This window comes from Paenibacillus sp. FSL P4-0127 (genome assembly GCF_038007325.1).
GTDB classification, from domain to species: domain Bacteria; phylum Bacillota; class Bacilli; order Paenibacillales; family Paenibacillaceae; genus Fontibacillus; species Fontibacillus macerans.
This window is the reverse complement of the sequence record NZ_JBBOWY010000001.1, coordinates 5,173,409-5,185,964: the sequence shown is the minus strand read 5'-3', so window position 1 is coordinate 5,185,964 and position 12,556 is coordinate 5,173,409. Positions and strand designations below refer to the sequence as shown.

Genomic DNA, 12,556 nt, shown 5'->3' with positions numbered 1-12,556 from the left:
AGGGTGATCATCTATGCTTTGGCAGCTGTTTTTGGTCTTTATCAAGGTAGGGCTCATTTCCTTTGGCGGCGGCTACGCGGTCATGACGCTGATCCAGCGGGAGGTGGCGGCCATGGGATGGGTGGATGCCGGGGAGTTTCAGGAGATTGTCGCTTTGGCGGGGATGGCCCCGGGCTCCATCGCCACGAATGCGGCCACGCTGATCGGATATTCGCAGGCGGGCATTTGGGGAGCGATCGTGGCCACGATTGGCATCATTTTGCCGTCGCTTATTATCGTCATCCTGCTTACGGCCTTCTTCCTGAGACTCCAAAGCAACGATTGGGTCAAATCGTCGTTTTACGGTCTGCGCCCGATTGTGACGGGTCTGATTATTTACGCCGCCATCCATTTCGGACTCAGCGGGCGGAGCGAACCTTTGCTGAGCTGGTCCATGGCCGGAACGCTGCTGATCATTGCCGGAAGCCTTGCCCTGGTAACCAAATACAAAGTTCATCCGTTTGCGGTCATTTTGCTGTCCGCGGTCGCGGGAATCGTGCTGTTTTAAATTAGGGGCCTCCTAATTTGCCGATTAGGAAGCCCCTGTTGTTGTTGAGAAACTTCTACGAAAAATATAGGGACAAAAAACGTCGTTATTCCGGCGAGATCCGTCAATTGGAGGGAAATAGAGGAAATTTATGTCGCTATTTTCCCGCGCCGCAAGGAAATGCCGGCGTTCTGGACCATTCATAGAAAAATAAGTACATAAAGTGTCGCTAAATGGAGATGAACAGGCCAGGCTCCGGATAATAAGTACATAAAATGCCGCTACTTTGAAGGCCGACGGCCGGTCGTTCCAGGCAGCCGGCTGTCAAGAACCGGTTTCCAGGGTGAGCCTTAATTGGCCGCGCTCGATTTCGATGTTAAGTACTGCGGCGAGTTTACGCCATCGATCAGCAAAAGGCCGTCGTATTGATCGCGGGGGACCAGGCTTTCCGGGAACATGCCCCAGCTGTAAGCAAACCGCGGCTCGAACATCCAGGAGTTCCCGCGTTCTCTGCTCTGGTAGCGCAAATCGACGAACGTATACGGCGTCTTGGCCGCGGACAGGATCGATTCGACCGAACCGGGCTCCAGCGGAAGCACGTCGTGCACGGTTTTGGTGTTGTCCGCCGTTTTGCCGCTGGCCGGATACAGACCGATGGTATAGCTGTATTTTTTCATCTCGTCCGGGAGCAGTTCGCCCATCAGTTTCACCGGGTACGGCGTGCCTATGACTTCGCTGTGCGCTTTGCGGATATGGTCGTTATGCCCCCAGACGATAAATTTCTCCGTTGGATACACTTCGGTGACCAGCCACATCAGATTATCAAGCATCGTCTTGTCCCGCCATTCCATCGATTCGAAAAACGGGGCGTAGTCCCCCGTTTGTATCCCGAGGTTGGCGCGAATCGAAATCTCGGCGTACTCTTTGGCGAAACGGATGCGTTCGTTCAGGCTTCGTTCCAGCAGCACCGGGAGTTTGGCGTTGTCCGGATACCGCTCTTTCAGGGCGGCCTGTGTTTTTGCGGATTCTACATTTTTTAAGATATCGTTATAAACCTGGATGATAGCGCTTTTGTCCTCTTGGTATCCTTTCAGATCGGTGCCGTTCGCATAGTCGGACAGCTTCTGCTCCGTGTTCGCCAGACGTTCTGCCAAGGTCTGGTCCTGCAGCCAGCCGCCGTCCAGCAGCGGATACTGCAGCTGCATGTCGAATCCCGTTAAGGCGAGAGGCTGGTCGCTTTGTTGCGCAGCTTTAATGTAATCGAACAACGGCAGGATTTCCTTGGACCACCAGACGCCAAAAATCGCCTCCTTCATCGTCTGCTCCGCGCTTTGGGCAGACGACTTGCCGTAGGCTAGCGAGGTGTTCGCCAGTCCACTTTCAAAAGCGAGGACGTTATATCCCATTTCTTCGTGAAGGAATTGGATCAGTCTCGTTTTGGCCAGACTAAATTCCGCCACCCCGTGGGAGCTTTCCCCGAGAAATACGATCCGTTTGTCCAGCAGCAGCGGCTTCAGCATGCTCAGATCTTGAAAAGCCTTGCTCCGGTCGGCGCTTGCGTTCACGGGCTGAATCGTCTCCAGCTTGTAGGCGTGATCGTTTGCCCACGCTTCCCAGTCCTTGATTTTGTCTTCGGCCGTGCGGGCGGGGCCGGGAGAGACGACTGTTCCTTGAATACTCTGATTACTCCCGCCGGATGCGGCCTTCGTTTCCGGACTGAGCGCGGCCCCCAGAAAAATCGCCGTAATTAACCCCAGCGCAAGGGTGCGTTTGATTGTCTGTTGTTTCATGAAATGATCTCCTTCACCATTTGAAATTTGGAAACATGACCCGGGCGTTCAAGATGAATCGTCCTCCCAAAACAGCTCGTCAAGCGTGCGGGATAGCGCCTTGCAGATGGCGATGCACAAGCTGAGGGTGGGATTGTATTTGCCTAGTTCGATCAAACCGATCGTTTGCCGCGACACGCCTACGATCTTGGCCAGTTCTTCCTGGGACAGGTCTTTTTCGACCCGGGCCATTTTTAACCTGATATTTTTCATGCAAAATCACCTGTCTCCCTTCCCTTGGCCGCCGGGTTACTCCTGGTCATTTTGCGATGCTTTGCGGCTCAGCTTGTTGGCCATAAAGTGCATCAGCGTCAAGCCTCCGGCAAACAGCGGAATATACAGGCCGATTGAAAACAAAAATACCATCACAAAGTACTTTAGGTAAGTGTTCTCATCGCCGTACAGGACGGCGCTCCGGATGCCGATCAGCAGCGCCAGCGCAAGTCCGATGGCGAGTCCCGTATATAAGGTGAGCTTGCCGTAGGAGCGTTTGCCGCTTTGTTCATAAACCTCGACCTCATCCGAATAAATGCCGAGCGCGATGCTGCGGATGACGTAATACACGCCGCCCGCCAGCAGGATGATAACTTCGAGCAGCGTGGATTGTTCACCGCGGTAGGCAAAGGTCTTCCAAAGGACGGAGACGCTGCAAATGATCGCGATCAGCACGTAAATTTCCTTATAGATTCGGTTTTTCAACTGCTCAATGCGCTCATCGCGCACCGTTCCTTTTTTGTCGAACCATTTCATCGTGATGTCTCCTTTCAGATTTGACTTAGTCATAGTATAAAATATATATTGGACATTTTGCAATATATATATGTCAATTTGCTAATCAGCGAACTGCCCGCAAGGGTGGCTTCCGCTGCGTTTTTTCCGTTTCATTCGGAAAAAACGCAAATTGAATGCGCTATCATGTGAAATATAATTGAACTATAACCACATAAGCTTATGCTTCCGCTGCGAGTTTTGCTCGAAGATCATTCAGGAAGTAGCGCTCACAAAACTTTGAGGAGGGTCTGCAATGTTCGACAGAATGTTGGAACGTATTGAGGGGGTCATGGCGCCGGTTGCCGATTGGGCTTCAAACAACCGCTATTTGCGTTCGATCATGACGGCCATTTTATCCACGCTTACACTTACGATTGTCGGAGCGATCGCCGTGATCATCGGCAAGCCTCCCATCCCGCAGGTCGTTCTGGAATCATCCGGGTTCATTCCTTCCCTGCTCCAGGGCTGGGCGGCGTGGGGGGAACAAAACGCCTGGCTTCGCGGCATCAACGATATTTCCACGGGCATCATTGGCATCGCTTTCACGCTGGCGTTTACTTTTAACCTTGCCCGGCACTACAAATTAAACGAGACGGGGGCCGTCATCAACAGCGCGATGATTTATTTTCTCCTCGTCGGCCAGCCGCAAACGATCATGGTTAACGATGCCCCCACGCTCCAAGTGGCGATGTCGGCGTTCGGCTCGTCCGGGATTTTCTCGGGAATTGTGATTACGATCATTACCGTCGAGCTGATCCGTTTCTTCCAAACGAAAAAGATCGGGTTCCGCTTTCCCGATTCTGTCCCGAATTACGTGCAAACGTCGTTTAACGCCATTCTTCCCGGCATTGCGGCGGTCATAGTCTTCGTCGGGTTGGACAAGCTTTTGCTCGGCTTGACGGGCGCTCATTTGTCGCAGTTGATCACCAACTTGTTCGGGCCGCTGGTGCATAACTTTGACAACGTCTACATGGTCGGATTCTTTATGGTGCTGATCAATTTGTTCTGGTTTCTGGGCATTCACGGCGGAAGCATTGTCATGCCGATCATATTGCCGATCGAAATCCAAAATATCGTTTCCAACCTGAACAATTATTCGGCGGGCCTGCCGTACGACAAGGTGTTTACAACGCCCGTTCATTTCGGCTTCATCGCCATCGGCGGCGCCGGGGTGTTTGCTTTGGCCCTGCTGAACACCCGCAGCAAGTCCAAAGGGCTTCGCCAAGTCGGTAAGATCGGCATTCTGCCGGCCATATTCAATATCAGCGAACCGACGATGTTCGGTACGCCGATCCCGCTAAATACGCGATTGTTGATTCCGTTTCTGCTGGTGCCTGCGGTCAATACGGTAATTACCTATGCGGCTTTTCACTGGTTCGATATGCTTAACGCACCGATTCTGAACGTGCCGGCGCAAACGCCGGTGATCCTGATCGCCATGGCCGCGTCGGCTTCGGTGAAGGCCGGTCTGGTGGCGCTCTTCATCATTGTGGTGGATGTGGTTATCTATTATCCGTTCTACAAACGCCTCGAGAGTAAAATGGTTGCCGAGGAACAGGAAGAGGAGCGCCTGGCCGCGGCCGGGGAAGGAACGCCAAGCCACAACTAGCAACGAAAGTATCGACTTAAAGTGTAGTTCACCTCTCAAATCTGAATAAAGGATGAATGGGAATGGAGACAAATCATGAACTTAATCTGGAACAAATTTGCATGGAAATGATCTCATCGAGCGGCACGGCCCGGGGACTTCTCTTGGAAGCGATGGACTACGTCAAGCCGAAAAATGAACAGAAAATACGGGAACTGTTCGAGGAGGCAAACACTTTGCTGCGCCGGGCGCACCGCAGCCAAACCTCGCTGATGACCGGCGAGACCAACGGGCGAAAGGTTGAGATGTCCGTATTGGTGGTTCATGCTCAAGACCACTTGATGACGACCCTGACGATTCGCGATTTGGTTGAAAAATTAACGGAGGTGCTGTAAATGAACATTTTATTGGTTTGCGCAGGAGGAATTTCCACCAGCATTTTGGAGAAAAGCATTCGCGACGCCTTTGGCCCCGAACGGGCGGACTGGAAGGTAGAAGCGCATCCGGTGGATCAGTTGGAAGCTTTAATCGACGACTTCGACGTTGTGCTGCTTGGCCCGCAGATTCGCCATAAGCTGCGCGCGGTGGAAAAAACGTGCGCGGCCAAAGGCAAGCCGTGCGAGGTGATCGACAGCCGCGACTACGCGCTGTCCAAAGGGGATAAAGTGCTTAAGCGGGCGATCGAGCTGGCGGGGGCTTAGGCGTCTAGTGAAAAACCGGCTTTCTGAACTCGCATTTCCAATTTAGTAAAGGAGGGGAAAAGATCAAGTGGTGGAGTATGCCGGAGGGTGCAGCTTCACCGCTTGGTTTGCCTATGCCGAAGAAACCGAATATTGTCGTGGTCGTTGCCGACCAGTGGAGAGCCGATTCCATCGGCTACACCGGCTGCGAAGCGGCCGTTACGCCCAACCTGGACGAACTCGCCAAGGAAGGGGTCGGCTTCTCCAACGCGTATTGCCAGCTTCCGGTCTGCGTGCCGAGCCGCTGCTCGTTTCTGTCCGGGTGGTATCCGCATACGCGGGGCTTCCGTACGATGCATCATTTAATGGGACCGGAAGAAGCCAATATTTTGCGGACGCTGAAACAAGACGGTTATCATGTGTACTGGGGCGGAAGGAACGATTTCCTGCGGGCCGATGCGGACGCCTTCGACTACTGTTCGACCAGGGACGACCGGTACAGAGCTTTTTTTCAGCAAATGAGAGAACGGAAAACGAAGCAGCAAGCAGCGGCGGCCGAGCCGGGGCCCGGCCCCAAGGAATACGATTATTCCCACTTCCGCGGGGTTACCGCGAGCGACGACAAGCGGATCGACCGGGAGCAGATTGAACATGCGATTGAATTTGTGGAAGGATATGGACAGGAGGAGCCGTTTTGCCTTTACCTGGCGTTGTCGCTGCCGCATCCTCCATACGGTGTGACGCAGGAGTGGTACGACCGCATCGATGGAGAGAAAGTTCCGGCCCCCGTTCGCCTCACCGAGGAGGAATGGGCCAAGAAACCGGCGATTTTGCGGGGCATCCGCGGCAACCAGAAGCTGTACGAATGGTCCGACGAACGTCTGAAGGAAATGAAACGGGTATACTATGCGATGGGCACGGAGCTGGACGCCTATGTCGGCCGGCTGCTGGATGCCCTTAAGGCGAAAGGCGTTTATGACGACACGCTTGTCGTTTTCTTCAGCGATCATGGGGACTATACGGGCGATTATGAAATCGCCGAGAAAAACCAAAATACGTTTGAGGATATGCTGACCCGGGTTCCGCTCATCATCAAACCGCCGGCAACTATGGCGGTTAAGCCGCGCGTGACCTCCGCGCTGACCGAACTGATCGACATCCAGGCTACCTTGCTGGATTTGCTTGAGATTAAGCCGGACTATACCCATTTCGGCAAGTCGCTGCGCCGTGTGTTGGAAGGGGAGGACGAGCTGCGGGACGTCGTGTTTGCCGAAGGCGGTCGCCTTGAAGGGGAGAACCATTGCATGGACGCCGGGCACGCGCCGAGCAATGAATATTGGGCCAGGACGGTAGAGCAGGAGAAGCTGCCCCAGCATACCAAGGCGATGATGATTCGGGACCATAGATATAAATACGTCTACCGGCATTACGAGCAGGACGAGTTTTACGATATGCGGCAGGATCCTTATGAGCGGAACAATTTGATCGACGATCCGGCATACGCGCCGCTGATCTCCAAGTTTAAGGAACGGATGCTCCGGCATTTTTTCGAAACGGGGGATGTCGTTCCGCACCGGTATGACCAGCGGACTTAAATGATAGACACGTAAGGATGATCCAGGTGAACTTAACCGAAAAAGAAACAAACCTCTTAAAGCTGTTTCTGGATAACGAACAGCCGCTGCCGGTCAAACAACTAATGCTCAGCTTAAACATCAGCGACAAAACGCTGCGCAGCATGGTCAGGAAAATCAACGCTTTATTGGGAGAGTTCGGCGCGGAAATCGCGCTCTTGCGCGGCAGCGGATATGTGCTGGAAGGCGGGGACAGACCGGCGATCCAGCGGGCCGCCGAGGAGGCGGGGGCCTCGGAGCAGGCGCTGGCGGTTCAGGTGTTCCGCTTGATGATCGATCTGCCGGGATATGTGACGATGGAGAACATCGGCGAGCGTTTCTATATCAGTAAAAGCAAGCTGAACGGCGTGCTCGGCAACATGAAGGAGCAGATGAAGCCGTTTGGTCTTGAGCTAAAGGCCAAGCCGCACCACGGCATGAAAATCGCCGGGGAGGAGTTGGGCAAAAGGCTGGCGATCGCTTCGCTGCTGCGCGAGCAACAGTATCTGCGGCCGGGTGAATTTCAAGCCGTCGAACCGATCGTAATCGGTGAATTTCAAGCCCGCAGCATCCGGTGTTCGGATATCGTGCTGGAAAATTTGATCTATCATATCAAAATCATGCTCAGACGCTGCGCCATCGGCCATGTCATCCTGCTGGAGCGGAACGGCGGGTATGAGGACAACCCCGATTTTCACCTGACGGACGCCATTCTCGGCGGTTTGGAGCGGGAACTGAAGCTAACGCTTCCGGCATCCGAGAAAATGTACCTGTACTCGTATCTGATCGGCCAGATCAGTTCGATCAAACAGGACGCGTTAAAGGACACCCGGGTAAAAATCGAGATGATCATCGACGCGTTTTTGCAAAAGATCGAGCAGGTTTACGATGTGTCGCTATGGGATGACAGCCGGCTGCGCAGCGGTCTGGTGTTCCATTTGGAGCCTTTGATCGGCCGCCTGCACAACGACGTGCATTTGAAAAATCCGATTCTGAGGGAGATCAAGCAGCAGTTTCCCTTCGCTTTTAACCTGGCCGTACTGCTGGCGGAAGAAATTCAGCGGATCTATCAGAAGAAGCTGATCGACGACGATATCGCTTACCTGACCATGCATATCGGTTTGGCGCTTGAGCGTGACGTGCAAAGGGGCAAAATCCACTTTGACCGAATCGCCATCGTCTGCACGACCGGCCAGGGAACGGCGGAATTGCTCAAGTTCAAAATCGAGCATACGTTTCCGAACGCCCATTACGTCAAGACGTTTTCGCTGTTCAACAAAGAGGAAGTGCTGAAATTTGCGCCCGATATCGTCTTTTCCACCGTGCCGGTCGAGATCGGCGGCATTCCGGTGGAGATTATCAGTCCCTTTTTTACCGATGAAGATAAAGCGAAGCTTACGGTTTACCAGAAACGGAAGGAAAAAGAGCGGCTGATCGGGCGGTATTTTTCCGAAGATTTGTTTTATGGGGCGCTATCCGCAGGGACGAAGCAGGAGGCGATCCATAAAATGTGCAGCCGCATCGCCGAAACCGGTATTACCCCGCCCGATTTCGAGGAACTGTGCCTGATCCGCGAAAATCTGGGCAGCACCGCTTTCGGCAATTTGATCGCGCTCGTGCATCCGATCGAGCTGTGCTCGGCGGTCACCAAAGTCGGCGTGGGCATCCTGAAGAAACAGATCGACTGGGCGGGCGTCCCGGTGAAAGTCGTGTTCGTGATCGCCCAGGCCAAAAGCAGCGAGGCGCGGGATTTGCTGCTGCTGATCCAGGAAATCGTCCACGACTCGTCCCTGATGATCCGGCTATGCGAGGCGGAATCGTTTGCGGAGTTCAAGCGGATATTGCTTAAGGACGCGGGGCGGTAAGGTTAAAGACATATGGGGCGCCGGCGTATTATTTTACGGTAGCGTCACGGGGCAAAATTCCGCTGTACTTGATGCCGGTACAAATTAATAGTTGGATAGGCATAAATAGTGATACGCCATGCGGGTGAGGCCGGGCGGGGGGCCGGCCCCTGGCCTTTAAGTTTATCTTGGAAATCTAACGGTTGTAAACGTTGTTATTTGCCCTGATCCAAGCCAAAATAGCCGAGTTTTAACGAAATAAGCGCCATGGCAACCGTTACAATTTGAAATCGGCGTTCTTGGAGCAAATAGCCGCTGTGGCAACCGTTAGATTAAATACGCAACATCAAAACAGGAGCCCGCCGATCAGTTGGCGGTGCTTTTTTGTGTTGCGCAGAGAGACCTGTTAAAACCAGGCTGCTCAAGCAACTACAGCGAAAAAAATAAGTACAAAAAATGGCGTTATGCAGGCGATATCCGTCCATTTGAGAGAAATAGAGGCAATTTATGCCGCTATTTTCCCGCGCCGCAAGGAAATGCCCATGTTCAGGGCAGTTCAAATGAATATAAGTACATAAAATGCCGCTAATGAGCATGAACGTGCCTGGCTTCGGATAATAAGTACCTAAAGTGCACTAGCGTTGCATAAAACCTAACGCGAATAATCAAATATTAGTTAAATATGGGTAATTATGATCATTTTTCATGGAAAAAGCATAAAAAATCTCCTATTGTAAAGAGGTAGGTACGTTGTCCATAACTCTCTACAAAAGGAGACCATCCATGGATAACGTTAAAGCTAAAACGGTCATTCGTCAACTGATTTCCTTACTGCCCATCGATGTGCATCAACGTTTACTCTTCGACCATTACACCAAGAAACTTACCACGATGAAAGCGATCATGCTCTTCATCAATGCTCAGTTGAAACAATGGTCATCTTACGGTGAAATGGAAATTGCACTTCGTGCTGAGCCGAAACTTCAGCAGCTTCTACAGTTGGAGAGTATCAGCGGCTCGCAATTATCCCGAAAACTCGATCAGATCCCAACGGAGCTGTTGGAGTGGATGTTTCAGCATCTGGCATCACAAACACAGCAACGTGCTTGCCACCAGGGCCAGAGCGGGAAATTGCACATCATTGATTCTTCCAGCATTCGACTGCCGCTTCAACTTGGAAGTTGGGCCAAGATGTCAAATAAGAGTAGCGGCGTCAAGATGCATCTGCGCCTCGTTGTTACAGCTCCCGACAAGCTATTTCCTGATGCCATGATCCCCAGTTCGCTCAATGTAGGGGATCGTGCGGGGGCCGTTGAACTGGTCGTCCCCTCGGATGCGATTTATGTGATGGATCGCGGTTATGATGATTATGCCCGGATGGATCAATGGGTCCAGGACAACATCCAGTTTGTGATCCGTATGCGAGATCGCGCGCTTGCCACCGTCATTGAGGAGTATCCTGTTCCGGAAGGCTCGAACATCACGCGGGACGCCAAGGTTTGCGTGGGCAGTTCCTTCCGATCCATGGAACATTCCGTTCGTTTGGTGGAGTTTTATGACGAGCAGGAACGGACTTATCGTATTTTTACATCGGTATGGGATAAGACCGCTGAAGAAATCGCGCAGATCTACAAAAATCGCTGGCTCATCGAGTTGTATTTTAAATGGCTGAAGCAACATTTGCGATTGAAGAAGCTGCACAGTCATAAACCACAGGCTATTTGGAACCAGTTATTCTTGGCTTTAATTACTGCCTTGCTCGTGGAGCACATCCGGCACAGCACCCAAACGGCAAAAACAAACTGGCAAGTGCTCCGGATTCTCCGCGAGTATTTGTACCGTTCATGGCGATCCTTTCGAACCGAACTGGATCGGAAACCCAGTCGAAGTAGTCCGGGGAGACGTCCGGGGTCAGGTCCCAAAGCGTTATCGGTGCGCACAATGGTTGGGATAATTAAGCCAAGCAAGTTCAAGGAATAATATCCATTATATACATTTAATGGGACATCGCGACCTACGCATTAGGTAACCTTGACTTTTTGGTCTTAAGCTTAAAAAATGACTGTAAAAAAATCCATTTATAGTTTCAATAATCCAAATGTGGGTTTTGCTGAAAATTGATGTTAGTGTTCTTGCAACGCTAGTGCCTAAAGTGCCGCTATTTGAAGGGAGACGTTACCGGCCATTCCAACTAGCCGGCTGTCATGCCTCCATAAGTGACCGCTATTTGCAAGTACTGGAGCATTTCGAAGACATGGCAGTTGGCAGGCCGTCAGCGATTTGGTTTTGTATAGTCGGAAGTCAGCCGTCCGGGGGGCGGCGGTTCCGAGCCGGCGGTTCCGAGCCGCCCATGCCGGTATTGTTTCGGCGTTACGCCGGCGTATTTTTTGAACACTTTGGTAAAATAGCTCTGGTCGTGAAACTGCAGCCGGGCGGAGATGTCGGAAAGGGAGTAGGCGGACAAGGACAACAGTTGTTTGGCTTCCTCCACCCGCTGCCGCTGGATGTATTCGGTCAGGCTGATGCCCGTTTCCCGCCGGAACAGCCGGGAGAGGTGGACGGCGCTTACGCCGGAAGCCTTCGCCAACATCGGCAGGGCAAGCTCCTCGTACAGATGATCGAAAATGTAGCGCTGGCAAACCGCGATCGGCCGGGATACGCGCTGATCCAGGCCGCGTCTTACGCCGTCGGCGAAGTCGCCCAAGGCCGCCTGCAGCGCGCTTTCCACTTTATTGACCTCCCCAAGCTCCTCGATATGTTGAATGTGCATATCGCTTAAGGTGTAAGCTTCCTCCGGAAACATGCCGCCTTCCATCGCCGCCCGCGTCGCCAGCGTGATGACGGTAATGGCGATGTTTTTTTGGTGCCGCAGGGGACTGCGCCGGGACAAAATGCCAACCCCTTGGTCCGCGAGGGCGGCGAAGGCCCGAAACAGCTCTTTTTTGTTCCCGTGTTGGATGTGCTTCAGAAACAGCTTTTCGGTGTCCGGCGAATGGTGGTAGACGCCCTCCTCCCGGGTGCCGGAAAGGCGGAGGGAAGCCAGGGCGGCCGGCTTCAGGGCGGCGCCTTCCGCCGCGGGTTCGGACGCATCGATCAAATCGGCCAGGTCCAGGGATTGGCCGGTGAGCCATTCGTGGACGAGCAGCCCTGCGTACAGCAGCCGGCTCTTGTCGATTACTGGCAGGTTCCGGTAATATGCAAGCCATACGGGGCGCTGCCGCTGCGGGACCATGAGATCCCGCAACAGTCCGGCCAGCAGGTCCTCCGGCCAAGCCGCCGAAACCGCCGGACCGATCATAATCCATCCGCCGGCAAGCTTACCTTCTTCTCCCGTGGAGACGAGGAGGAAATGTTCCAGGAAAGGGGTGGAATGCAGCATCGGAACGGCCATGGGAGAGCGTTCGCCGAGCCATTCGGTGAGCTGCTCCTGCAGGCCGCCGTATTTTGGATTTGCCGGAAGCGCATCCGGGCGGCAGCTTTGGATCAGGCCCGCGTTATCCGTACGGATAACGGGCAGCAAAGTTGCTTCATGAAGCAGGTGGCAGATGCGCTCCAACCGCCCGCCAAGATCCGGCCGTCCAGTCATAATCATCCTCCTGACAGGTTGAATAAATACTATAATTGCAAAAATTATACCATAATGAGCGAGCAAAAGTCCTTTAGAATAAAAACAATCGGATACTGAAAGCGATACCAAATCATGAG

The 12,556-nt window shown here is 53.0% G+C and carries 11 protein-coding genes; 7 read left to right on the top strand and 4 right to left on the bottom strand.

What is annotated here, in order from left to right:
- The first annotated feature begins 13 nt into the window (after window positions 1–13).
- Window positions 14–547: a chromate transporter gene (locus NYE74_RS23215; RefSeq protein ID WP_036623954.1), complete on the top strand. Its 534-nt coding sequence runs from the start codon at window positions 14–16 to the stop codon at window positions 545–547.
- Between the two features lie 329 nt (window positions 548–876).
- Here the strand turns inward: NYE74_RS23215 and NYE74_RS23210 are convergent, their stop codons facing one another.
- Genes NYE74_RS23210 through NYE74_RS23200 form a run of 3 tightly spaced genes read right to left on the bottom strand, consistent with a single transcriptional unit; the run spans window position 877 to window position 3,105 of the window.
- On the bottom strand, window positions 877–2,316 hold the full coding sequence (locus tag NYE74_RS23210; RefSeq protein WP_036623953.1) for an erythromycin esterase family protein: 1,440 nt from the start codon (window positions 2,314–2,316) through the stop codon (window positions 877–879).
- Between the two features lie 48 nt (window positions 2,317–2,364).
- The gene (locus tag NYE74_RS23205) at window positions 2,365–2,568 is read right to left on the bottom strand and encodes a helix-turn-helix transcriptional regulator (RefSeq protein ID WP_036623952.1); all 204 of its coding nucleotides are present in this window, start codon (window positions 2,566–2,568) and stop codon (window positions 2,365–2,367) included.
- Window positions 2,569–2,604: 36 nt separating this feature from the next.
- A complete protein-coding gene (locus NYE74_RS23200; RefSeq protein ID WP_196427608.1) occupies window positions 2,605–3,105 on the bottom strand; it encodes a DUF6773 family protein in 501 nt (166 codons plus the stop codon).
- Between the two features lie 274 nt (window positions 3,106–3,379).
- Here NYE74_RS23200 and NYE74_RS23195 point away from each other — a divergent pair, with 274 nt between their 5' ends.
- The 6 genes from NYE74_RS23195 (at window position 3,380) to NYE74_RS23170 (ending at window position 10,831) form a co-directional block, all read left to right on the top strand.
- Window positions 3,380–4,735 (top strand): PTS sugar transporter subunit IIC, encoded by a 1,356-nt coding sequence (locus NYE74_RS23195; protein WP_036623951.1) that lies wholly within the window; start codon window positions 3,380–3,382, stop codon window positions 4,733–4,735.
- Between the two features lie 62 nt (window positions 4,736–4,797).
- Window positions 4,798–5,109 carry a PTS lactose/cellobiose transporter subunit IIA gene (locus NYE74_RS23190; RefSeq protein WP_036623950.1) on the top strand — a complete coding sequence of 104 codons (312 nt, stop codon included), beginning with the start codon at window positions 4,798–4,800 and terminating at the stop codon, window positions 5,107–5,109.
- On the top strand, window positions 5,110–5,415 hold the full coding sequence (locus NYE74_RS23185) for a PTS sugar transporter subunit IIB (RefSeq protein WP_036623949.1): 306 nt from the start codon (window positions 5,110–5,112) through the stop codon (window positions 5,413–5,415).
- A 77-nt stretch (window positions 5,416–5,492) separates the two neighbouring features.
- Complete coding sequence (locus NYE74_RS23180; RefSeq protein ID WP_227872634.1) at window positions 5,493–6,989, top strand: sulfatase-like hydrolase/transferase; 1,497 nt, start codon at window positions 5,493–5,495, stop codon at window positions 6,987–6,989.
- A gap of 17 nt (window positions 6,990–7,006) precedes the next feature.
- Window positions 7,007–8,872 carry a BglG family transcription antiterminator gene (locus NYE74_RS23175; RefSeq protein WP_051985530.1) on the top strand — a complete coding sequence of 622 codons (1,866 nt, stop codon included), beginning with the start codon at window positions 7,007–7,009 and terminating at the stop codon, window positions 8,870–8,872.
- Between the two features lie 762 nt (window positions 8,873–9,634).
- The gene (locus tag NYE74_RS23170; protein WP_115311341.1) at window positions 9,635–10,831 is read left to right on the top strand and encodes an IS4 family transposase; all 1,197 of its coding nucleotides are present in this window, start codon (window positions 9,635–9,637) and stop codon (window positions 10,829–10,831) included.
- Between the two features lie 292 nt (window positions 10,832–11,123).
- Here the strand turns inward: NYE74_RS23170 and NYE74_RS23165 are convergent, their stop codons facing one another.
- Window positions 11,124–12,437 (bottom strand): helix-turn-helix domain-containing protein, encoded by a 1,314-nt coding sequence (locus tag NYE74_RS23165; protein WP_051985529.1) that lies wholly within the window; start codon window positions 12,435–12,437, stop codon window positions 11,124–11,126.
- Between the last annotated feature and the right edge of the window lie 119 nt (window positions 12,438–12,556).

Bases quoted from the DNA above. Each gene is read 5' to 3' on its own strand.
- NYE74_RS23215 (WP_036623954.1), top strand. From the start codon at position 14: ATGCTTTGGCAGCTGTTTTTGGTCTTTATCAAGGTAGGGCTCATTTCC.
- NYE74_RS23210 (WP_036623953.1), bottom strand. From the start codon at position 2,316: ATGAAACAACAGACAATCAAACGCACCCTTGCGCTGGGGTTAATTACG.
- NYE74_RS23205 (WP_036623952.1), bottom strand. From the start codon at position 2,568: ATGAAAAATATCAGGTTAAAAATGGCCCGGGTCGAAAAAGACCTGTCC.
- NYE74_RS23200 (WP_196427608.1), bottom strand. From the start codon at position 3,105: ATGAAATGGTTCGACAAAAAAGGAACGGTGCGCGATGAGCGCATTGAG.
- NYE74_RS23195 (WP_036623951.1), top strand. From the start codon at position 3,380: ATGTTCGACAGAATGTTGGAACGTATTGAGGGGGTCATGGCGCCGGTT.
- NYE74_RS23190 (WP_036623950.1), top strand. From the start codon at position 4,798: ATGGAGACAAATCATGAACTTAATCTGGAACAAATTTGCATGGAAATG.
- NYE74_RS23185 (WP_036623949.1), top strand. From the start codon at position 5,110: ATGAACATTTTATTGGTTTGCGCAGGAGGAATTTCCACCAGCATTTTG.
- NYE74_RS23180 (WP_227872634.1), top strand. From the start codon at position 5,493: ATGCCGGAGGGTGCAGCTTCACCGCTTGGTTTGCCTATGCCGAAGAAA.
- NYE74_RS23175 (WP_051985530.1), top strand. From the start codon at position 7,007: ATGATCCAGGTGAACTTAACCGAAAAAGAAACAAACCTCTTAAAGCTG.
- NYE74_RS23170 (WP_115311341.1), top strand. From the start codon at position 9,635: ATGGATAACGTTAAAGCTAAAACGGTCATTCGTCAACTGATTTCCTTA.
- NYE74_RS23165 (WP_051985529.1), bottom strand. From the start codon at position 12,437: ATGACTGGACGGCCGGATCTTGGCGGGCGGTTGGAGCGCATCTGCCAC.